Raw genomic sequence first — 22056 nt, 5'->3', positions numbered from 1 at the left:
TCTCCGGAGGCGGCGCTTCTCTTTGTCCGGCAGGGATCAGCGCAGGACGGTGAGCGTGAAGCCCTGTTTGCGGAGGAGTTCGACCACGCCTTCCGGCCCCGGCAGGTGCAGGGCGCCGACCGCCATGAAGACGTTGCCGGCGTCGAGGCTCGGACCGGCGCGGGTGGCCATGACATGATTGCGATCGGTGATGATGCGCTGCTCGAAGGCAACGGATTGCTGTTCGGAGTCGCTGTCGTCGACGGTTTGCGAAGCGGCCTTCAGCATGGGCATGATGGTGGCGATGCGGCCCTCGAGATAAAGATCCGTGGTGGTCTCCATGGCATCCTCGACGAGCGAGCCCAGTTTGAGCGTCTCCACCAGAGCCGAGATATGAAAGGCGATCGGCAGACCGTCGATTGCGCGGATCTGCTCGACGATGGTTTCCAGACCCTTGAGCGTTTTGCCCTGCGACACCGCGTCCTGCGCCAGCTTCTGGTCAAGAAAGCGCGCGCCACCGGCTTTCCGGCTCAGTTCGCAAGGCGGCAGGGAGACGAAGCTTGCGATCATCCACGGCTTCATGCGGGCGACGGTGGGCAAAGGCAGACCGCGGGCTTTCAGGCCCTCGGTCAGGATCACTTTCTGGTCGGCATCGAGATAGGTTTCGATCGTGCTGCCATCGGTGAACATGGTGAGGCTCGGGTCCGAAATCAGCGCAATCCGGGCCTTCGTCTCGTCGAGAACCTCGTCGGATTCGACGATGACGGTGGCGGCACCTGCAAAGGCGTCCGGCGCACCCTCCGGCATGGCGAGCACGCGCGGGTCGGTGACGTGCATGGTCCCGAGAAGGTAGGACGCGGGCACGCCCGGCTTCTCGATCTTCCAGAACTTGCCCATCCCGTTGACCACGCGCGCGGCCTCGGCCTCGACGCTCTTGACGCGGGCCGGATCGGTTGTTGCCCAGCCTTCGAGAAGGTTCACCCCCTTACAGGCTACCTCTTCGGCATGGGCGCGGCCGATGCTGAGAAACCCGGCGACGAGCGCGGCCAGCAACAGGACGGGCAGGAGGGCCGCAAGAGAAACGAGGCTGTCGAGCAGGAAACGGCCAAGAGGCGCGGAAGGGGAGCGGGTCGTCGGGGTCGTGGCTCGCACGGGTCGTCCTTTTCTTGGCGGTCGCAGGCGTCGCCTCAGGCGCGGGGATGAGCGCGGTCGTAGATGTCGAGCAGGCGGGCGGAATCGACGCCGGTGTAGATCTGGGTGGTGGAGAGGCTCGCATGACCGAGCAGTTCCTGGATGGTGCGCAGATCGCCGCCGCCGGCCAGCAGATGGGTGGCGAAGGAGTGCCGCAAGGCATGGGGCGTTGCCGTGTCGGGCAGGCCGAGCGCGCCGCGCAGGCGCTGCATCTCGCGCTGGATGATCGCCGGCTGCAGAACGCCACCCTTGGCACCGCGGAAGATCAGGTCGTTGCCCTCGGCGGCATAGGGGCACAGTGCGAGATAGCGGTTCACGGCATCGAGCGCCGGCGCGATGAGCGGCACGATGCGGGTCTTGCCGCCCTTGCCGGTGACGCGCAGCGCGCGCGGCGTGCCCGCGACATCGTCGGCGGTGAGGCCGAGCGCTTCGGAAATGCGCAGGCCGCAGCCGTAGAGCAGCGTCAGAACCGCCTCGTTGCGCGCGGCGATCCAGGGCTCCTCGCTCAGCTGCGCGTCGCTCGCCACCACGGCCAGCGCGTCGGTGTCGGTCAGCGGCTTCGGCAGCGATTTCGGCTGTTTCGGCGAACGAACCGCGCCGGCGCCGGCGGCGTTGACCAGTCCTTTGCGCTCCAGGTGGCGCAGGAAGGAGCGCAGGCCGGCAAGGCCGCGGCCGAGGGTGCGGGCGCCCGCGCCGTCCCTGCGTCGGGTGGCGAGGAAACCGCGCAGGTCGCCCGGCCGCAGCGCCTTGATGTCCGAGAGTTTCGGCGGGCCGGCGAGATGTCCGGTGAGGAAGGCGAGGAATTGTCGCGTGTCGCGCTCATAGGCTTCGACCGTGTTGTCCGCCAGCCGTCGCTCGTTCGCCAGCGCCTTCAGCCATGCTTCCCGCTCGGCCATCAGCACGGCATCGCCGATTACCAGAAACTCGTTCATGTGAAACCTGTCGCCTGCCCTGTCGGCATCAAGTCTGGGCGCACAGGTCTTGCCGAATTGCTAACATCCCCTTGGAATCCGTCATCGCTCAATCATATTCTTTTGCGATAGCTATGCGAGGCGCGGCGGCGGGACGATCATGACAAGACGAGGTTCGGCAGGCGGTCTCACTGGTTTCGCGGAAGCGGTGTCGCTCGTCTCGCACGGCCAGCCGGGCCATATCGTGGACACGCTGATTGCCGAACGCGGGCAGCGGATCGTCCATCACCCGCTCTGGCCCGTCATGCGGCCGGCGCTGTACACGCTCCTCAACTACCGCAAGGCGCTCGAATTTGCCAACGGCGTGGCCAATCTGCCCGGCTTCCAGGCCTTTCAATATCTGAGCGACACACTGTCGCTGAACATTCGCGTGGCGCATGAGGAGCGGATTCCGCGGACCGGCGGGTTTCTCCTCGTCAGCAACCACCCGACCGGTATTGCCGACGGCGTGGCGGTGTTCGACCTTCTCAAAACCCGCCGGCCGGACATGATGTTCTTTGCCAATCGCGATGCGATCCGGGTCAATCCACGCTTCGTCGAGATGATCATTCCGGTCGAATGGCGCGACGAGCACAAGAGCAAGCTCAAGGCACGCGAAACGCTGCAGGTGACGAACCGCGCGATCGCGGAAGGAAAGGCGACCGTCCTGTTTCCCTCCGGCCGCATCGCCTATTGGGCGGACGGCCGGCTGAACGAGCGGCCCTGGAAGACCTCGGTCGTCGGCTTTGCCCGCAAGCACAACCTCGCCATCCTGCCGGTCCACATGCAGGCCCGCAATTCCGGCCTGTTCTACTGGCTGGCGAAGTGGTCGACCGAGCTGCGCGACATGACCGTGTTCCACGAGCTGCTCAACAAGAAGGGCAACGTCTTCGACATGACCGTCGGCCATCTCATTCCGCCGGAGGCGCTGGACGGAGATACGGCCGAGGTCACCCAAGCCCTGGAGCGGCATACGGTGACGGATCTCGCACGCAATGGCGATGCGGTGTTCGAGCCGATTGTCTGCCAGCCAAAGCCGGCCGGTTGCAACCGTCTCACGGTTTGATCAGGCCGCCGTGGTAATCGAGCCTGTAGACCTCGTTCTCGCCGACGTGGATCCGCTCGATGCCGATAAAGCTCTCCAGGTTCGTGGTGCTCCGATCTGTGTAATCGTAGATGCCCGAGCGATGGTCATATTCTCCGAGGAAACGCCCGGTCCGGTACAGCGCCGATAACGCGTCGCGGATAACGGTGCCGGCTACGACCGCGTCGATGAGGTCGGGCATAAGGACACGGCCATAATAGTTCATGGCCCATACCGGCTCACCCTTCCACCAGACCACCTCCTGTCTGAGGAAATCCGTCCCGCCGAAATAGCTGTCGAGATAGCGCCATGCTCCGCGTTCATACGCGATATCGTGAGAGGCCGGGCGGCATGCGGCAGATGGCACATTGTCGCCGACATAGGTTTTCGATTTGGCTTCCACTATAAAATCGAGCAATGCATCCATGATAGCGCCCTTGAACATAAAGTGAACAAAATGGACTGTATGACAAACGCCCTATCCTTCAAGTGAAATTTCTGGGAGACGCACGGGCATTCTCAAGGGCGCCCGGCGTGGCGGGAGCAAGGGCTGCGGCTCTTTTCTTTCCGGTCTCGGGCGGGCAAGGTCAAACGCAATGACGGCCGATTCGATTGATCTGTTCGGGGACGAGGCGCGCCCGCACGCGCCGGGCAGGGTCGTGCCGGTTCTGGTGCCCATGCCCGCCGACAAGGCCTATTCCTATCTGGTGCCGGAGGGCATGGCGGTTCAGCCGGGCTCGATCGTGCAGGTGCCGCTCGGACCGCGACAGGTCGCGGGCGTCGTCTGGGACGCGATCGACGGACCGGCCGTCGATCCGAAGAAGCTGAAAGCCATCACGCAGGTCTTCGACTGCCCGCCGCTTTCCAAAGATATGCGCGCCTTTCTCGATTGGGTCGCGGCCTACACGCTGTCGCCGCCCGGGCTGGTCGCGCGCATGGCGCTGCGCGTGCCGACCGCGTTTGAGCCCGAGCCGATGGTAGAGGGGCTGCGGCTGACCGACCGGCGGCCGGACCGGATGACGCCGGCACGCACGCGCGTGGTGGACATGGCGGCCGACGGTCTGTTCTGGACGCGCTCGGGCCTTGCCCATGCCGCCGGTGTCTCGACAAGCGTCGTGGAAGGGCTGCGCTCCCAAGGCGTGTTCGAGACCACCTTCATGCCGCCGCCGCCGGTGGTGGCCGCGCCGGATGCGGATTATGCCGTGACCGCCCTGGAGGAGATCCAGCGCGAGGCGGCGGACACGCTGATCGCCTCGGCCGCGCAGAAGGTGTTCTCCGTCTCGCTGATCGACGGCGTCACCGGGTCCGGCAAGACGGAGGTCTATTTCGAGGCGATCGCCGAGACGCTGCGGCAGGGCCGGCAGGTGCTGATTCTGCTGCCGGAAATCGCCCTGACGGCCGCGTTTCTCGATCGGTTCGAAAAGCGCTTCGGCGCAAAGCCGGCCGAATGGCATTCGGATCTCGCACCCCGCACCCGCGAAAAGGTGTGGCGGCAGGTGTGCGAGGGCGGCGTGCGCGTGGTGGCCGGCGCGCGCTCGGCGCTGTTTCTGCCGTTCGAGGATCTCGGCCTCATCATCGTCGATGAAGAGCACGACCCCGCCTACAAGCAGGAAGACCGCGTGTTCTACAATGCGCGCGACATGGCCGTCGTGCGGGCAAGGCTCGGCGATTTCCCGGTCGTGCTCGTGTCGGCGACGCCGTCGGTGGAAAGTCGCGTCAATGGCGCGGTCGGGCGCTACCGGCCGATCCATCTGCGCAGCCGTTTCGGCGCGGCGGCGATGCCCGATCTCGGGCTGATCGACATGCGCCGGCATCCGCCGGAACGCGGCGGCTTCCTGTCGCCGGTGCTTCTTTCGGCCATCGGCAAGGCGGTGGAGAAGGGCGAGCAGGCGCTTCTCTTCCTCAACCGGCGAGGCTATGCGCCGCTGACGCTCTGCCGCGTCTGCGGGCACCGTTTCCAGTGCCCCAATTGTTCGAGCTGGCTCGTGGAGCACCGGTTCCGCAGCCAGATCCAATGCCATCATTGCGGCTATGCCGAGCGGACGCCGGAGGCCTGCCCGGATTGCGGCACGCTCGATCATCTCGTCGCCTGCGGGCCGGGCGTCGAGCGGATCGCCGAGGAGGTGGACCGGCATTTTCCGGACGCGCGCACCATCGTGCTCTCCTCCGACCTGATGGGCGTGAAGCGTCTGCGGCTGGAACTCGAGGCCATCGCCAAGGGCGAGGCGGATATTGTCGTCGGCACGCAGCTCGTCGCCAAAGGGCACAATTTTCCGATGATGACCTGCGTCGGGATCGTCGATGCGGATATCGGGCTTGCCAATGGCGATCCCCGCGCGGCCGAGCGGACCTTCCAGCTTCTAAGCCAGGTGACCGGCCGCGCCGGGCGAACCGGCCTGAAGAGCCGCGGGCTGCTGCAGACCTACCAGCCGCAGCATCCGGTGATGCAGGCGATCGTGTCGGGCGATGCCGAGGCCTTCTACGAGCGCGAGATCGGCGAACGGGAACGGGCGGTGCTGCCGCCGTTCGGGCGGCTTGCCTCCGTCATCGTCTCGGCCGATACGCGTGTCGACGCCGAGACGCATGCGCGCGGCCTGCGCCAGGCGGCGCCCCAGGTCTCCGGCATTACCGTGCTCGGGCCGGCCGAAGCGGCGCTGGCGCTCGTTCGCGGCCGGCACCGCTTCCGGCTTCTCGTCCATGGGCGGCGCAACAGCGACATGCAGGCCTTCATGCGGGCGATGATCGCGGCCGGGCCAAAGGTGCGCGGCTCGGTGGCCGTCCAGCTCGATATCGATCCGCAAAGTTTCCTTTGAGGCCCCACCCGCGCGATTCCCTTTCGCGCGCACATGCACTAGATCATGTCAGGCCGGCCTCCTGCCGGATAACGACAGGCGCATGGGATCGCGGCGATGGATCTGTATATACCGACGGAGACCGGCGAGTTCCTCGCCTTCCTCAGTGCCGTGGCGACCTGTGTGATGGGTCTGTTTTTCCTGTTCGCGCCGGGCCTCTCGTTCCGGGCGATGGGGCTCGCTCTAAGGGACGGCCGGCGCGGCGGCTATGCGGAGGCCCGCTCGACGCTTGGCGGCTTTCCGCTCGGTCTCGGCCTTGCCGCGATCGTGCTGGCCCAGCCGATGGTGTACCTCGCGCTCGGTTCGGCATTTGCCCTTGCCGCCTTTGGACGCATTCTGTCCATGCTGTCGGACCAAGGTAACACGGTCGTGAACTGGTTTCTGGTTCTCGTGCAGATGGTGCTGGCAATCCTGCCGCTGGCCTATGTTTTCGGCTTCTTATAGAGCGCGGCCTGTCAATTACACCTCGCCGAGGTCATCACACTCCTGCTTTTGGGCAGAATTTGGCCCGAGGATCATGCAATCGCTCTCCTCGCGTGTTGCGAGTCCACTTTTCCTATGCTAGACGAACCCCGACTTCGTGGGGGAGCCGGGCCTGTCAGGCCAGGATGTCCTTGAGGATATAGCAACAAATTCAAAGTGTTCGGTTTTCGGGTTCTCCGAAGATCGCTCTTGGATCGCAGCAAGAGAAGCGCGCCCGTGGCAAATACGTCCGACCTGATTTCCGGTGTTGCAGAAAGATACGCGTCGTCGCTTTTCGATCTCGCGCAGGAAGCCGGCTCGGTGGATGCCGTGCAGGGCGATCTCGATCGCTTCCAGGCGATGATCGACGAGAGCGCCGATCTCAAGCGCCTCATTCTCAGCCCCGTCTTTTCGGCTGACGACCAGTTCAAGGCGATCTCCGCGATCGTCGCCAAGGCCGGTCTCACCGGTCTCGTCGGCAACTTCCTCAAGGTCGTCGCCCGCAACCGCCGTCTCTTCGCCGTCCCGGGCATCGTCCGGTCGTACCGCGAGACGGCCGCCCGCCATCGTGGCGAAGTTTCCGCCGAGGTCACCTCGGCCCATGCGCTGAGCGATCAGCAGCAGACTGAATTGAAGGCGGCGCTCAAGGGCGTCACCGGCAAAGAGGTGGCGATCAACGTCACCGTCGATCCGTCTATTCTCGGTGGTTTGATCGTCAAGGTCGGGTCCCGCCAAATTGACACTTCCCTTCGCACAAAGCTCTCGAGCCTTAAGCTTGCACTGAAAGAGGTCGGCTGATGGATATCCGCGCCGCGGAAATTTCCGCAATTCTCAAAGATCAGATCAAAAACTTCGGCCAGGAGGCTGAGGTCTCCGAAGTCGGCCAGGTTCTGTCCGTCGGTGACGGCATCGCCCGCGTCTACGGTCTCGACAACGTCCAGGCGGGCGAAATGGTCGAGTTCCCCGGCGGCGTGCGCGGCATGGCGCTCAACCTCGAAGCCGACAATGTCGGCGTCGTCATCTTCGGCTCGGACCGGGCCATCAAGGAAGGCGACACCGTCAAGCGCACCGGCGCCATCGTGGACGTTCCGGTCGGCCCCGAACTCCTCGGCCGCGTGGTCGATGCTCTCGGCAATCCGATCGACGGCAAGGGCCCGATCAACGCGTCGCGCCGCTCGCGCGTCGACGTCAAGGCGCCCGGCATCATTCCGCGAAAGTCGGTGCATGAGCCGATGTCGACCGGCCTCAAGGCCATCGACGCCCTCATCCCCGTCGGCCGCGGCCAGCGCGAGCTCGTCATCGGCGACCGCCAGACCGGCAAGACCGCGATCATTCTCGATGCGATCCTGAACCAGAAGGCCATTCACGACAACGGCCCGGAAAGCGAAAAGCTTTTCTGCGTCTACGTCGCCATCGGCCAGAAGCGTTCGACCGTTGCCCAGTTCGTCAAGGTGCTCGAAGAGCGCGGCGCGCTGCAGTATTCGATCATCGTTGCCGCAACGGCTTCCGATCCGGCTCCGATGCAGTATCTCGCACCGTTCGCCGGCTGCGCGATGGGCGAATATTTCCGCGACAACGGCATGCATGCGCTGATCGGCTATGACGATCTGTCCAAGCAGGCCGTATCCTACCGCCAGATGTCGCTGCTTCTGCGCCGTCCGCCGGGCCGCGAAGCCTATCCGGGCGACGTCTTCTACCTGCATTCGCGCCTTCTCGAGCGCGCTGCCAAGCTCTCCGACGAAAAGGGCGCCGGTTCGCTGACCGCTCTGCCCGTCATCGAGACGCAGGGCAACGACGTTTCGGCGTTCATTCCGACCAACGTGATCTCGATCACCGACGGCCAGATCTTCCTCGAAACAGACCTGTTCTACCAGGGCATCCGCCCCGCCGTGAACGTCGGTCTCTCGGTCTCGCGCGTCGGCTCCGCCGCGCAGGTCAAGGCGATGAAGCAGGTTGCCGGCTCGATCAAGGGCGAGCTTGCGCAGTACCGCGAAATGGCGGCCTTCGCACAGTTCGGCTCGGACCTCGATGCCTCGACCCAGCGCCTTCTCAACCGCGGCGCACGCCTGACCGAACTTCTGAAGCAGCCGCAGTTCTCGCCGCTGAAGACGGAAGAACAGGTTGCGGTGATCTTTGCCGGCGTCAACGGCTACCTCGACAAGATCCCCGTCAACAAGGTCGGTCCGTTCGAACAGGGTCTGCTGTCCTACATGCGCTCCGAAGGGAAGGGCGTGCTCGACACGATCCGCACCGAAAAGGCCATTTCGGACGACACCAAGGCCAAGCTCAAGGCGTCCATCGACGCTTTCGCAAAGACCTTCTCCTGATCGCCTGCTGAAAGACGCACCCGCAGACGCTACCTAGGACGGATACTGGATGCCTTCTCTTAAGGATCTGAAGAACCGGATCGCCTCCGTCAAGGCGACGCAGAAGATCACCAAGGCGATGAAGATGGTCGCCGCGGCGAAGCTTCGGCGTGCGCAGGAGGCGGCCGAGGCCGCCCGGCCGTACTCGCAGCGGATGAGCATCGTCCTGTCGAACATCGCCCAGGCGGTCGGCACCGACGATTCGGCACCGCTGCTGATGACGGGCACCGGGCGCGACAAGACGCATCTGCTCGTTGTCTGCACGGCGGAACGCGGTCTCTGCGGCGGCTTCAACAGCCAGATCGCGCGTTTTGCGCGCGATCATATCCGCAAGCTGCTGGCCGAAGGCAAAACGGTCAAGATCATCTGTGTCGGCAAGAAGGGTTACGACATCCTTCGTCGCGAGTTTGCCTCGCTGATCATCGACCGGGTCGATCTGCGCGAAGTCAAGAAGATCGGCTTCGAGAATGCCGACCAGATCGGCAAGAAGATCATCGGCCTGTTCGACAAGGGCGAGTTCGACGTCTGCACCCTGTTCTACTCCGAATTCAAATCGGTGATCAGCCAGGTTCCAACGGCGCTGCAGCTCATCCCGGCCGCGGTTCCCGCAGCAGCATCGACCGATACCGGTTCTGCCGCCATCTATGAATACGAGCCGGACGCAGGCGAGATCCTGAGCGACCTCATTCCGCGCAATATTTCGGTCCAGGTGTTCCGGGCGCTGCTCGAGAACGTCGCTGGCGAGATGGGCGCGAAGATGAGCGCGATGGACAATGCCACGCGCAATGCCGGCGAGATGATCAACAAGCTGACGCTGAGCTACAACCGCCAGCGCCAGGCCCAGATCACCAAGGAACTCATCGAGATCATTTCGGGCGCGGAAGCGCTCTAAGGTTAGGACAAGAGGGTAAGAACATGGCTGATACAGCGACCCCGAACTACATCGCAGCGACGACCGCTGCCGTCGGCCGCGTCACGCAGGTTATCGGCGCCGTCGTCGACGTTGCTTTCGAAGAAGGCCAGCTGCCTTCGATCCTGAACGCGCTCGAAACCGACAATAACGGTTCCCGCCTGGTTCTCGAAGTGGCCCAGCACCTCGGCGAGAACGCCGTTCGCACCATCGCCATGGACTCGACCGAAGGTCTCGTCCGCGGCCAGAAGGTGACCGACACCGGCGCGCCGATCACGGTCCCCGTCGGCCTGGAAACGCTCGGCCGCATCATGAACGTCATCGGCGAGCCGGTCGACGAAGCCGGTCCGCTGGTCACGTCCGGCAAGCGCTCCATCCACCAGGAAGCGCCGTCCTACGTCGAACAGTCGACTGAAGCGCAGATCCTCGTCACCGGCATCAAGGTCGTCGACCTGCTCGCACCCTACGCACGCGGCGGCAAGATCGGCCTGTTCGGCGGCGCCGGCGTCGGCAAGACGGTTCTGATCATGGAACTGATCAACAACGTCGCCAAGGCGCATGGCGGTTACTCGGTGTTTGCCGGCGTCGGCGAGCGTACCCGCGAAGGCAACGACCTCTATCACGAGATGATCGAGTCGGGCGTGAACAAGCATGGCGGCGGCGAAGGCTCCAAGGCTGCGCTCGTCTACGGCCAGATGAACGAACCGCCGGGCGCCCGCGCTCGCGTCGCTCTGACGGGTCTGACGATCGCCGAACAGTTCCGCGACGAAGGCCAGGACGTTCTGTTCTTCGTGGACAACATCTTCCGCTTCACGCAGGCCGGCTCCGAAGTGTCCGCTCTGCTCGGCCGTATCCCGTCGGCCGTCGGTTATCAGCCGACGCTTGCCACCGACATGGGCCAGATGCAGGAACGCATCACGACCACGACCAAGGGCTCGATCACCTCGGTTCAGGCCATCTACGTCCCCGCCGACGACTTGACCGACCCGGCACCGGCAACCTCGTTCGCGCACCTCGACGCAACGACGGTTCTGTCGCGTTCGATCGCCGAGAAGGGCATCTACCCGGCCGTGGATCCGCTCGACTCGACGTCGCGCATGCTCGACCCGATGGTTGTCGGCGAAGAGCACTACGAAGTCGCCCGTAAGGTCCAGACGACCCTGCAGCGCTACAAGTCGCTTCAGGACATCATCGCCATCCTGGGCATGGACGAACTGTCGGAAGACGACAAGCTGTCGGTCGCCCGCGCCCGCAAGATCGAGCGCTTCCTGTCGCAGCCCTTCTTCGTGGCCGAAGTCTTCACCGGTTCGCCGGGCAAGCTGGTGGCTCTCGAAGACACGATCAAGGGCTTCAAGGGCCTCGTCAACGGCGAATACGATCATCTCCCGGAAGCGGCCTTCTACATGGTCGGATCCATGGAAGAAGCCGTCGAGAAGGCCAAGCGCCTGGCTGCCGAAGCCGCTTAAATAGCAAAGACGGCGCGTCCTCGACGCGCCGTCGCTCTGCCTGTGTGAGGTGGAGCGAGAGGTCAGGGACCCGCAGGGCCGTTTATCGGCGTCCGCGTCACAAGAAGTGAAAATCATGGCTGATTTCAAACTCGAGCTCGTTTCCCCGGAGCGTCTGCTGCTGTCCGAGCAGGTGAGCGAAGTGGTCATTCCGGCAACGGAAGGCGAGATGACCGTCATGGCCAATCACGCACCGACCATGACGACGATCAAGCCGGGCATCATCACCGTGAAGACGGTTGGGGGCCAGACGAACCGTTACGTCGTCTTCGGCGGCTTTGCCGACATCCTTCCCACCGGCTGCACGGTTCTCGCCGAATCCGCAGTTCCGGTCAGCGAGTTCGACGCCACACTGGTCGAGCGCCGGATCGAGGCGGCCCGCGCCGAACTCGAACAGCCGCACCATGGCGACGAGCATCGCACGAAGATCGAGAATTTCCTCTCCGAGCTGACGCAGCTCAACGAAACGGTCTCGGGCTGAACGAGACGCGCAAAAACCGGCTTCGGCCGGTTTTTTTGTGTCCTGTTCCAGGCTGCCTGCTCAACGCCGTGGCGCGCCTACGCTCGACCTGAGAGGTCGCGGGCCGTTGGTGCGTTAACAGCATCTTACCTCTCCTAAAGTATGTCGATGCAACGGCGCTCGCAGCGTGCACAATAGGGAACGGGCGTCGGCTGCGACGGCGCCGTTGCAGTCCGAAGGCTTGCGAGCCTTCAATGATGAAAAGGAACCGGCATGTCGGCAAAGATCGTCCCCGTCATCATGGCGGGGGGCAAGGGAACCCGGCTCTGGCCTCTCTCGCGGTCGACGGCGCCGAAGCAGTTCCTGCAGTTCCTCAGCGATCGGTCGCTGTTTCAGAAGACGCTCGAGCGGGTCTCCGATCCGGAGCTCTACGCGCCCGCCGTCATCGTCACCAATGCCGAGTTCCGCTTCATGGTTGCCGAGCAGGCTCACGCCGTCGGCGCGCGTCTGGCGTCCATCCTGCTGGAGCCGGTGGCGCGCAATACCGCGCCGGCGCTGGCGGCTGCGGCCTTCGTCGTCGCGCGGGAGCATGGCGACGAGGCGATCATTCAGGTTCTCGCGTCCGATCACGAGATCGAGGCAAACGAGACCTATCGCGATTGCATTCGCCTTGCCCGGGATACGGCGGCGTCCGGCATGCTGGTGACCTTCGGGATCACGCCGACGGAACCCGCGACCGGCTATGGTTACATCGAGACCGGCGACGCGCTTGCGGGCGGGGCCCGGACGGTTGCGCGCTTCGTCGAGAAGCCGAACCGGGAGACGGCAGAGTCGCTTCTGGAAACGGGGCGTTATCTCTGGAATTCGGGCATGTTCATGCTGCCGATCCGGCTGTTCCTGGCCGATCTCGCCCGGTTCGAGCCGGAGGTGCATGCCTGCGCTTTGGCTGCCGTCGAGGCGGCGCGGCGCGATCTCGATTTCGAGCGTCTGGATGAGACGGCGTTTTCGAAGGCGCCCGATATCTCGGTGGACTACGCCGTGTTCGAGCGCACGGCGCACGCGGCCGTCGTTCCCTCCTCCTTCCCCTGGTCGGATCTCGGAAGCTGGGACTCGGTCTGGGCCGTCGGCCAGAAGGATGCGGCGGGAAACGTCGTCGGTCAGAAGGCGAGCGTGTCGGACACGCGCAATTCGCTCGTCCTGTCGCGAGACATTCATCTGTCCGTGCACGGACTTGACGATATCGCCGTCATCGCCAGCGAGGATGCGGTGTATGTCGGCCGTCTCGCCGACAGCCAGAATGTCGGGCAGATCGTCAAGGCGCTGGCGCGTTCGGAGGCAACGCGGAAGCTGACGGAGGTTCATCCCACGTCCTATAAACCGTGGGGCTCCGTCGCATCGGTTCTCAGCGGCGATCGTTTCGAGGTCAAGCGTCTCTCGATCGCGCCGGGCCGCAAGATCTCGCTGCAGAAACATTTCCACCGCGCGGAGCATTGGGTGGTCGTGAAGGGGACGGCGGAGGTCACGCTGGGCGACGAGACGCGGCTGCTGAACGAAAATGAGTCCATCTATGTGCCGCAGGGCATCACGCACCGTCTGGCCAATCCGGGCAAGATCCCGCTGGAGCTGATCGAGGTCCAGACGGGTTCCTATCTCTCGGACGACGACACGGTGCGTCTCGACGACGAGTTCGGCCGGCTCTAAAGCCGGCCGCAGGGGTCAGCCAGCCAGCTTCTCGGTGAAGCGGCTGTCGGCGTAATGACGGCCGAAGCGGTTGGCAAGGAAAGCGTCGAGGCCGATATCCTCCTGGCGAATGAAGCCATGGTCCGGCAGATGTCCGGCCGCGAGCATGTCGAGGACGGCGCAGATGCTGGCGGCGGTCGTGATCTGGATGGCGCTCATCATTCGGCCGGCAACGACGCCGCTATAGATTTTGTTCGCATAGGTTTCCTGAACCAGACGCCCGTCGCGCTGGCCGGAGACGGTGACGAACACGATGACCACATCCTGCGTCGTGGCGGGCAGGGCATTTTCCAGAATATCCTTCAGCACCTCGCGGCGGTGGCGCAGGCCGAGATCGTTTAGCAGCGCCTTCATGATCGCGGCATGGCCGGGATAGCGGATCGTCCGGTAGTTCAGGGTGCGGACGCGACCGGCAAGGCTCTCGCACAGCGTGCCGAGGCCGCCGGAGGTGTTGAAGGCCTCATAGGTCACGCCGTCGAGCGAGAATTCCTCACGCTCCTCCAGCGCCGGAACCGCGGTCAGCCGACCCTCGACGATGGCTTCGCAGGGCTCGATATATTCGTTGATGACGCCATCCGTGCTCCAGGTCAGATTGTAGTTGAGTGCATTGGACGGATATTGCGGCAGGGCTCCGACGCGCATGCGCACGCTGTCGAGGCTATCGAAGCGGGCTGCCAGATCCTGCGCGACGATGGAGATGAAGCCCGGGGCAAGGCCGCATTGCGGAATGAAGGCGCTGCTTGCCGTTTCTGCCAGCGTCTTCACCCGGCGCGTCGATTCGACATCCTCGGTCAAGTCCAGGTAATGCACGCCGCAGCGTGCGGCGGAGGCGGCGATGTCGACCGTGAGGTGGAAGGGCGCGGCGCTGAGCACGGCGAAAGCGCCGGTCAGCAGGGCATCCATCGCGGTGGCATCGGCGATATCGACGGTTTTCACGGACAGGGCGGCATGGGTGCCGAGGCGCGCCAATTGCTCGTCGCTGCGGTCCGCGACGATGACGGCATAATCGCCCGAGGTTGCGAGCAGGTGTGCGATGGTGGCGCCGATCTTGCCGGCGCCGATGACGACGATGGTCTTCATGCTGTTCCCCTTCTTGATTGGTGGAAAGCATGCACCGGAACAGGATTGTCCAGAAGCGCCGATCCGTGCAAAAAGAAGGGCATAATTCGGCACTTCGCCGATGAGGCTGATCGAAATGACGATATCCGATGGGGATCGCGCGCTTTTGGCTTTGCTTGGCGAAAACGCGCGGATGCCGACGGCGATGCTGGCGCGCAAGCTCGGCCTGTCGCGCACGACCGTTCAGGCGCGGCTGGAGCGGCTGGAGCGGGACGGGGTGATCGCGGGGTATGGCGTGCGTCTCTCCAGCGATTACGAGCGTGGGCTCGTTCGGGCGCACATCCTCATCACGCTCGCGGCCCGGGCGCTGCCGCGCGTCACGCGCGATCTCGAGGCGATGCAGGCCGTTCGCATCGTGCATTCCGTCAGCGGCAGCTTCGACCTGATCGCTATCGTCGAGGCGGCGTCGATCAGCGCGCTCGATCTGGTCATCGACCGGATCGGGACGATCGAAGGCGTGGAAAAAACATTGTCGTCGATCGTGCTGTCGACGCGGATCAGCCGCTAACCATGGTCGCGCTGTCGCGCATAGACATATGAACAGACACGCATGAAAAAGCCGCGCCCCTTGCGGGACGCGGCTTCAGGCATGTCGATACGGCAGACCTATTTGGCGGTCTTGGCGCGCTCGATCGATTCGACGATCAGCTGGCGGGCGATGGTGGCGTCCTTCCAGCCGAAGATCTTGACCCACTTGCCGGGCTCCAGATCCTTGTAGTGCTCGAAGAAGTGTTCGATCTGCTGCAGGGTGATTTCCGGCAGGTCGGTATATTCCTTGACCTTGTCGTAACGCTTGGTCAGGTGGGCGCTCGGCACGGCGATGATCTTTTCGTCCTTGCCGGAATTGTCTTCCATCATCATCACGCCAATCGGGCGGACGTTGATGACGCAGCCGGGAACGAGCGGGCGCGTGCTGGCGATCAGGACGTCGATCGGATCGCCATCATCCGACAGCGTGTGCGGCACGAAGCCGTAATTGCCCGGATAGGTCATGGGTGTGTAGAGAAAGCGGTCGACGACGAGCGTGCCGGCTTCCTTGTCCATCTCGTACTTGATCGGATGGCCACCAACGGGAACCTCCACGATGACGTTGATGTCTTCCGGCGGGTTCTTTCCGATCGAGATAGCGTCAATACGCATGAAGCCTCCATGCTCCTGAAGTGGGACTGACGTCCGATAAAGCCAAACCTGCCGTTGTGCAATATCAGCGGCGACTTGAAGCGGTCATTTGTCAGCAAAGAGGTTAAAGAGCGTCCGTTTATCGTGCTGGAGCGGCGCCGGGAAGGCTCCGCCTCAGTTCCAGACGTGGCCGATCTTCTTCAGGCTCTTGCCGCCGAAATCCTCCATGCCCTCGCAGATGTCGTTGCCTCCGGCATTCCGGAAAAAGCGGTCGGCCTGGGTACAGTCCTCCAGGCACCAGACGACGAGGCCGCGGCAGCCGAGCGATTTCAGCAGGCTGCTCGCCTCGCCGAAGAGGATGCGGCCAAGGCCGATGCCCTGATATTCCGGCCGGAAATAGATCTCGTAGATCTCGCCTTCCTGTGGCAGCGCGCGGGCACGGGAAAGGCCGAGCGTGGCATAACCGGCGATCACGCCGGCCACCTCGATCACGAGGAGCGTGGAGGGCCCGCCGGTCGCCTTGCGCCACCAGCCCGCATTGCGTCGGTCGATCATCTCGTTCAAAGGGCGATGCGGAATGAGACCGGAATAGGTGTGAAGCCAGGAAAGACGATGGACCTCCGAGATCTCGGCTGCCTCACGCGCCATGCCGGGACGCACTTCAATGGACAATGTCTTCATGGTGCGCGCGTTGACCCTGGCCGCTTCGTCTGATGTGCCGCGGCATCATGCCCGACAGCTGCAAAATTAACGGTATTTTAACCAGATCGGCAAGCGCGAATTTACGCCGCCCACGGGAACCCGCGTCACATTTCCAGTCGCAACGGGGTTCGATACGGCTGATGGCCGCACTGTCGGATGCGTCGAGATCCCAAAAGATCACAAAATGGCCGGCACGATTCACATCGTCGCCTGGCTGCGGAACTTTTGCGAAAGACAGGCGTTATGAAACGTCCGATCGAATGGCCACGCGCCGGATCGGGCCCAGATCAAACCGGTGTCCATCTATTTGGCGTCGTCTCATACAACGGAATTAGGGCGTCTCGATTGCAGGTCAAGTGTTTCGCCTCTGCAATGCCGTCTCCTAACAGCCCAGCCCGGAGGCACGGTCACGTGCCCGTCATGGAGTAGCCGATGAAAAATCTTTCTGCAGACAGGCGCATGATCAAGATTGCCATGGCGGCTCCCTATCTGGAGCGGGGCGAGGAGCAGTTGCTGGCTCAGGCCTGGAAGGACAACCAGGATCAGGACGCCCGCAACAAGATCGCCATGGCGCATATGCGTCTCGTGATTTCCATGGCTGCAAAATTCCGGCACTTCGGTCTGCCGATGGGCGATCTGGTTCAGGAAGGTCATATCGGTCTTCTGGAAGCCGCAGCCCGTTTCGAACCGAGCCGCGACGTCCGCTTCTCGACCTATGCCACGTGGTGGATCCGCGCGTCCATGCAGGATTACGTGCTGCGCAACTGGTCAATCGTGCGCGGTGGTACGTCCTCGGCGCAGAAGGCGTTGTTCTTCAATCTGCGGCGTCTGCGCGCCAAGCTCGCCCAGGGCAACAGCCAGCTGACGGCGCGCGCCGTGCATGAGGAAATCGCCTCGGCCCTCGGCGTCAGCCTTGCCGATGTCCAGACCATGGATGCCCGCCTTTCCGGCAGCGATTCCTCGCTTCAGGCACCGATCTCCTCCGGCGATTCGGACAGTGGCGAGCGTCTCGACCTTCTTGCCTGTGCCGCTCCCCTGCCGGACGAGCAGGTCACCGACATGATCGATCAGGAGCGCCGCAAGAACTGGCTCGGCCACGCGCTTGAGCAGTTGAACGATCGCGAAATGAAGATCATCCGCGCTCGTCGGCTTTCCGAAGACAGCGCGACGCTCGAGGAACTCGGTGCGGATCTCGGCATCTCCAAGGAGCGCGTCCGCCAGATCGAGACACGGGCGCTCGAAAAGCTGAAGGTTGCCCTCGTCGCCCAGGCGCCGGAACTGGCGCTGACGGCCCACTGAGGAAACCCGTTCCCACCCGCATGAAGAGGCCCGCCGCATTGGCGGGTTTTTTCGTATGGGATGGCTCTCGTCTGATGCGAGCCGCGTGGCCTATTCCGAAATGATCTTGATGCGGTCGCCCGGCTTGACGGTCGAGGTGATCTGCAAAGCGTTGATCAGGCGGAAGAGGTCGAGCTTGCGGTCGGTGCCCATCATCCGGGCCGAGAGGGTCGCAAGCGTATCGCCCGGGGCCACCGTGATGACGCGGATGCGCAGCGGCTTGAGGGCTGCGGCCTCCTGCGGGCTCATGCGACGGAAGGAATTGCGCAGCACGTCGGCCGTCGGTTCCAGCGACGGCATGCCCTTGGGCACGGCGGTCAGGAAGCGGTAGATCTGGGTGTCGATGCGCAGCACCGTCACGTCGAAATCCCAGCGATCGGCGGAGGCGCGAGCGGTCGCGGCCTCCAGGCCGTTGATCGTGATGGCGTGGATCGTGTCGGGCTGCAGGCCGGTGACCCAGCCGCTCGCAATATAGTCCGTCAGGCTGCGGCGCTGGGTATCGGCCACGCCGTCGAACCGGATGGCGATTTCGCCGGGGCCCGTCGCCAGAACGGCCTCGGCCTTGTTGTCGATCTGGAACCCTGCGGGAACGTCGAAGCGGATGCCGAGCTTGCCGTGCAGGAATGTCTGGCCGCGGACATAGCCCTCCTGCGGGCTGTCGCCATAGAGCAGGCCATCGATGCCATCGAGGAAATAGTCGCGGCCGCGGTCGCCGGTCGTCCCGTCGGGGCCGAAGGCGCGGGCGTGGCGCCGGGCGAGTTCCACCCGCTGCGGCGCGTTCGGATGGCTCGACAGGAAGTCCATGCTCTGGTCGTTTTCCGGGTCGACGGAGGAGAACCGGCTATAGGCGGCCATCGCATCGAGAAAGCGGGCCGCAGCATAAGGATCGTAGCCGGCTTCGCCGAGCATGCGCACGCCGATCACGTCGGCCTGAAGTTCCTGGTTCCGCGAGAAGGCCGCGAGGCGCAGCTTGCCGCGCGCCAGCGCCTGCTTGCCGGCGAGATCGCTTGAGAGAACCTCCGAGACCACGCGGCTGGCGATGACTTCGGCTTCCTCGCGCTGCTGGCGCTGGATGCCGTGATTGGCGGTGACGTGGGCCATCTCGTGGGAGAGGACGGCTGCGACCTCCGAGGCGTCGTCGGCGAGCGCCAGAAGGCCACGGGTGACGTAGAGATAGCCGCCGGGCAAGGCGAAGGCGTTGATGGCGGGCGAGTTCAGCAGCGTGATGCGATAGGACTGGTTGGGGTTTTCCGAGACCGCGGTCAATGCGCCGGTGATCCGGGCGACCAACCGTTCGGTCTTCTCGTCCTTGTACTCGCCGCCATAGCTGGCGACGATACGGGGATGTTCGCGGGCGCCCATCGCGGCGCGGGGATCGTTCTTCTGAACTTCATCGACGATCTGGGGCGTGGCGGACGGGGAAACGCTCGGCTCATAGCTCTGCTCGATCGCGCTCTGGCAACCGGCAAGCGCCAGCAGAGCGAGACCGGCCACGGACGCGCGCAGGGTGCCTGCAATGCCACGGGTCGACAGGTGTCCGCCGTTCCGCTCGTTCCGCTCTTTCACCGTCATGCCTCAGCCCATGTTCGCGTCCGGCGGCGTGCCGCACGCTGCTCTTGACGGCAGTTCCGGCAGAGCCGCCCTACATCCTTGGATACGTGCAATCGCTCCGTTTCCCAGAGCCCGATCTAGCCTATTCGGGGGCCTCGTGCCTACTGCATAATTCCGCAAAGCGGATCGGTTTTGCGGAAAAGAGGCGCCAGGCCGGTCCTGTCCCTCATCGATGCCGGGGTCCGTCTGTCCCGTCCGTGCGGGTGCCACAGGCGGACGGTCAAATTGTGGCAGGTGTCTTCAGGAGGCTTGGGAACGGGCGCCGAGGAAGCGGACGACGGCCTCCGGTCCGGTCCGCTTCAGGAACGTTTCGGCCGCCTCGTCGAGGGCGACCTTGCCATCGTCGAGAAACAGAACGCGATCGGCAAGGCGGCGGACATCGTCCGCGTGGTGCGTGACGAGGAGGATTGTGCTCGCCTCCTTCTTCTGCAAGGCCGCAAGCAGATCGCCCATTTCATGCCGCAGCGCGGGGTCGAGCGCCGCAAAGGGCTCGTCCAGCAGAAGAAGGGGGCGCCGGCGCACCAGCGCGCGGGCAAGGGCCACCCGTTGGCGCTCGCCGCCCGACAGCGTCGGCGGAAGCCGTCGTTCAAATCCGGCCAGGCCGACATCGTCAAGGGCGCGTTCGATCCTTGCGCGATCGTCTGGGGTCAGCTTCAGCGAAGGGCTGATGCCGAGGCCGACATTGGTCGCGATATCGAGATGGGCGAAGAGATTGTGCTCCTGGAAGATGACGGAGACCGGGCGTAGCGCGGGAGGCACATCGGTCGCAGGCCTGCCGAAAATGCTGATCCGGCCCGCATCCGGCGTCTCGAAACCGGCGATCAGATTGAGCAGCGTCGATTTCCCGGAGCCGGAGGCGCCGGCGATCGCGGTGATCTTTCCGCTTTCGATCGCGGCATCGAAGAGGAGCGTTCGCGGGGCGGGATGCGCGGGGAAGCGGACCATGACCTGTTCGAGACGGACGGCGATCGGGGTCGGCTCGGCTGGTGGCGTTTGTGACGTCATGCGGCGCGCTCCCGGCTTTCGCCTGCGGTTCCAAGGATGGTCAGGACGACGCAGACGAGGCCGAGGAGAAGTGCGAGGCCGGCCGCATCCGTCGTGCGGTAGCTTCCCATGCGGCTGTAGAGCAGGAAGGGCAGCGTCACCATATCCTGCGATCCGAACAGAGCGACGGCGCCGAGGTCGCCGAGCGAGAGGGCGGCGGCAAACGACAGCGCCATCAAGAGGGGGCGGCGCAGGCCGGGTCCGTCGACGCGCCGGATGCGCGCCCAGCCGCGGATGCCGAGGCTCGTCGTCAGGCGCTCGGTGCGGGCGGCGTGCGTGGCCATCGCCGGGGCGAGCACGCGGGTCACGAAAGGCAGCGCCATCAGCGTGTTGATCAGGGTGATGACGGCGGGCGCGAAGCGGGCGACATCGCCGAACGGGCGCAGCAGCAGAAACCATCCCGCTCCGATGACGACGGGCGGCACGAGAAGGATCAGCGACGTGCCGGCGGCCACGCCGCCGGAAAAGACATGCGCGAAGCGACCCGGCCGGCGCGGCGACAGCAGGATCTGGCGGGTGGTGAGCATGGCGACGGCGAGCGTGACGGCAAGCCCTGCGGAGACGGCGGCGATGCCGAGGCTGGTGAGCACGGCCTGATGGACCTGCGTATCGGCTGCAAGCTTTGGCAGGTCGGAGGCAAGACCGGCGACGAGGACGGAGGCGAGCGGTGCGGCGACGAAGAGGGCGGCCAGCGCGACGATGACGGCATCGGTCAGGACCGACAGGGGCGACCCGCCATCGAAGCGGCGCACGGGCCGGCCGGTCGTCAGGGCCTCGGTGACCGGCGGGGTCAGCCAGCGCAGGACGAGAAGGAGAAGGGCGGTGACGGCGATCTGCAGGGCCGAAAGCGCGATGGCGCGCGGCGGATCGAAGTCGAACCGCAGGGCCTGATAGATCGCGACCTCCAGCGTGCTCGCGGCGGGCCCGCCGCCGAGCGTCAGCACCAGGGTAAAGCTTGTGGCGCACAGCATGAAGACGAGGCCGGCGATGCCCGGGAGGAGGCCGCGGATGACCGGCCACTCGATGTAGCGGAAGAGCTGGAGGCGGGACATTCCGAGATTGGCGGAGACCAGCCAGTATTCCCCGGGGATGCGCTCCAGCCCCGACAACAGCAGCCTGACTGCGAGCGGCATGTTGAAGAAGACATGCGCGACGAGGATGCCGGCAAGACCATAGATCGCGATCGGACGGTCGAGATCGGCCAGGGCGAACAGGTCGTTGACAACGCCCTGTCGCCCCCAGATGCCGACGATGCCGAGGGCTGCGACCAGCGCCGGCAGGCCGAGCGGCAGCGCCATCAGCCGGACGATCCAGATACGGCCGGCAAAGGTCCGCCGCCGCGCCAGCGCCAGGGCGACGGGAACGGCAAAGGCGACCGACAGAAGCGTGGAGAGACCGGCCTGGACGAGCGTGAAGCGGGTAACGCGCCAGACATAGCGATCGAACAGGGCGGCATCGGCCATGCCGCTCGTCGCACCGGCGCCGGCGGGCGCGCCGTTGCCGGAGGCCGCGAGCGACAGAGCGAGGATGGCGGCGCCGACGAACAGGGCGATGCCGGCAAGGCCCGCAACGCCCAGTCCGCGCGTCAGACGACGTTCGCGACCGATTCGATCGGCGCCCATGA

20 protein-coding genes are annotated in these 22056 nt (G+C 64.6%); 11 read left to right on the top strand and 9 right to left on the bottom strand.

All coding sequences use genetic code 11. The features are described 5' to 3' along the window. Positions 1-36: 36 nt before the first annotated feature. Together ASG39_RS17795 and ASG39_RS17790 are read right to left on the bottom strand one after the other, a co-directional pair. Complete coding sequence (locus tag ASG39_RS17795; RefSeq protein ID WP_062596315.1) at positions 37-1131, bottom strand: TraB/GumN family protein; 1095 nt, start codon at positions 1129-1131, stop codon at positions 37-39. A gap of 35 nt (positions 1132-1166) precedes the next feature. Further along, positions 1167-2102, bottom strand: a complete 936-nt coding sequence (locus ASG39_RS17790; RefSeq protein WP_062596314.1) for a tyrosine recombinase XerC — start codon at positions 2100-2102, stop codon at positions 1167-1169. A 139-nt stretch (positions 2103-2241) separates the two neighbouring features. Here ASG39_RS17790 and ASG39_RS17785 point away from each other — a divergent pair, with 139 nt between their 5' ends. Beyond that, positions 2242-3186, top strand: coding sequence for a GNAT family N-acetyltransferase (locus ASG39_RS17785; protein WP_062596313.1), 945 nt, complete (start codon positions 2242-2244; stop codon positions 3184-3186). Here the strand turns inward: ASG39_RS17785 and ASG39_RS17780 are convergent. Further along, positions 3176-3634 (bottom strand): DUF5680 domain-containing protein, encoded by a 459-nt coding sequence (locus ASG39_RS17780; RefSeq protein ID WP_200943901.1) that lies wholly within the window; start codon positions 3632-3634, stop codon positions 3176-3178. The genes ASG39_RS17785 and ASG39_RS17780 overlap by 11 nt on opposite strands. Before the next feature lie 166 nt (positions 3635-3800). Between ASG39_RS17780 and ASG39_RS17775 the strand changes: the two genes are divergently transcribed. From ASG39_RS17775 to ASG39_RS17740, 8 genes are all read left to right on the top strand, one after another. After that, a complete protein-coding gene (locus tag ASG39_RS17775; RefSeq protein ID WP_062596311.1) occupies positions 3801-6017 on the top strand; it encodes a primosomal protein N' in 2217 nt (738 codons plus the stop codon). Positions 6018-6113: 96 nt separating this feature from the next. After that, positions 6114-6500 (top strand): hypothetical protein, encoded by a 387-nt coding sequence (locus ASG39_RS17770; protein WP_062596310.1) that lies wholly within the window; start codon positions 6114-6116, stop codon positions 6498-6500. A 255-nt stretch (positions 6501-6755) separates the two neighbouring features. Further along, positions 6756-7316: a F0F1 ATP synthase subunit delta gene (locus tag ASG39_RS17765; RefSeq protein WP_062596407.1), complete on the top strand. Its 561-nt coding sequence runs from the start codon at positions 6756-6758 to the stop codon at positions 7314-7316. Further along, positions 7316-8845: a F0F1 ATP synthase subunit alpha gene (gene atpA, locus ASG39_RS17760; RefSeq protein WP_062596309.1), complete on the top strand. Its 1530-nt coding sequence runs from the start codon at positions 7316-7318 to the stop codon at positions 8843-8845. Before ASG39_RS17765 ends, atpA begins: the two co-directional genes overlap by 1 nt. 49 nt (positions 8846-8894) lie before the next feature. Then, positions 8895-9776 (top strand): F0F1 ATP synthase subunit gamma, encoded by an 882-nt coding sequence (locus ASG39_RS17755; RefSeq protein ID WP_062596308.1) that lies wholly within the window; start codon positions 8895-8897, stop codon positions 9774-9776. Between the two features lie 23 nt (positions 9777-9799). Then, positions 9800-11260 carry a F0F1 ATP synthase subunit beta gene (atpD, locus tag ASG39_RS17750; protein ID WP_062596307.1) on the top strand — a complete coding sequence of 487 codons (1461 nt, stop codon included), beginning with the start codon at positions 9800-9802 and terminating at the stop codon, positions 11258-11260. 115 nt (positions 11261-11375) lie between these two features. Further along, complete coding sequence (locus ASG39_RS17745; protein ID WP_062596306.1) at positions 11376-11780, top strand: F0F1 ATP synthase subunit epsilon; 405 nt, start codon at positions 11376-11378, stop codon at positions 11778-11780. A 252-nt stretch (positions 11781-12032) separates the two neighbouring features. Further along, positions 12033-13460 carry a mannose-1-phosphate guanylyltransferase/mannose-6-phosphate isomerase gene (locus tag ASG39_RS17740; RefSeq protein WP_062596305.1) on the top strand — a complete coding sequence of 476 codons (1428 nt, stop codon included), beginning with the start codon at positions 12033-12035 and terminating at the stop codon, positions 13458-13460. A 15-nt stretch (positions 13461-13475) separates the two neighbouring features. Here ASG39_RS17740 and ASG39_RS17735 read toward each other — a convergent pair whose 3' ends face one another. After that, a complete protein-coding gene (locus ASG39_RS17735; RefSeq protein ID WP_062596304.1) occupies positions 13476-14579 on the bottom strand; it encodes a saccharopine dehydrogenase family protein in 1104 nt (367 codons plus the stop codon). A gap of 115 nt (positions 14580-14694) precedes the next feature. On the opposite strand from ASG39_RS17735, the gene ASG39_RS17730 reads away from it, so the two are divergent. After that, positions 14695-15126 carry an Lrp/AsnC family transcriptional regulator gene (locus tag ASG39_RS17730; protein WP_062596406.1) on the top strand — a complete coding sequence of 144 codons (432 nt, stop codon included), beginning with the start codon at positions 14695-14697 and terminating at the stop codon, positions 15124-15126. A gap of 98 nt (positions 15127-15224) precedes the next feature. On the opposite strand, the gene ppa is transcribed toward ASG39_RS17730, so the two are convergent. After that, positions 15225-15758 carry an inorganic diphosphatase gene (ppa, locus tag ASG39_RS17725; protein WP_062596303.1) on the bottom strand — a complete coding sequence of 178 codons (534 nt, stop codon included), beginning with the start codon at positions 15756-15758 and terminating at the stop codon, positions 15225-15227. A gap of 153 nt (positions 15759-15911) precedes the next feature. After that, entirely contained in the window at positions 15912-16418 is a 507-nt protein-coding gene (locus ASG39_RS17720; RefSeq protein ID WP_062596302.1) for a GNAT family N-acetyltransferase, read from the bottom strand. A gap of 453 nt (positions 16419-16871) precedes the next feature. Here ASG39_RS17720 and ASG39_RS17715 point away from each other — a divergent pair, with 453 nt between their 5' ends. Beyond that, on the top strand, positions 16872-17738 hold the full coding sequence (locus ASG39_RS17715) for an RNA polymerase factor sigma-32 (RefSeq protein WP_062477793.1): 867 nt from the start codon (positions 16872-16874) through the stop codon (positions 17736-17738). Between the two features lie 90 nt (positions 17739-17828). On the opposite strand, the gene ASG39_RS17710 is transcribed toward ASG39_RS17715, so the two are convergent. From ASG39_RS17710 to thiP, 3 genes are all read right to left on the bottom strand, one after another. After that, positions 17829-19349, bottom strand: a complete 1521-nt coding sequence (locus ASG39_RS17710; protein ID WP_156468184.1) for a M48 family metalloprotease — start codon at positions 19347-19349, stop codon at positions 17829-17831. Positions 19350-19628: 279 nt separating this feature from the next. Then, the gene (locus ASG39_RS17705; RefSeq protein WP_062596404.1) at positions 19629-20333 is read right to left on the bottom strand and encodes an ATP-binding cassette domain-containing protein; all 705 of its coding nucleotides are present in this window, start codon (positions 20331-20333) and stop codon (positions 19629-19631) included. 56 nt (positions 20334-20389) lie between these two features. After that, on the bottom strand, positions 20390-22054 hold the full coding sequence (thiP, locus tag ASG39_RS17700; RefSeq protein ID WP_062596403.1) for a thiamine/thiamine pyrophosphate ABC transporter permease ThiP: 1665 nt from the start codon (positions 22052-22054) through the stop codon (positions 20390-20392). Between the last annotated feature and the right edge of the window lie 2 nt (positions 22055-22056).

The sequence above is a fragment of the Rhizobium sp. Leaf371 genome, from assembly GCF_001424045.1.
Lineage (GTDB): Bacteria > Pseudomonadota > Alphaproteobacteria > Rhizobiales > Rhizobiaceae > Ferranicluibacter.
The sequence above is the reverse complement of the archived record's forward strand: the minus strand, read 5'-3'. Positions and strand labels throughout refer to the sequence as shown.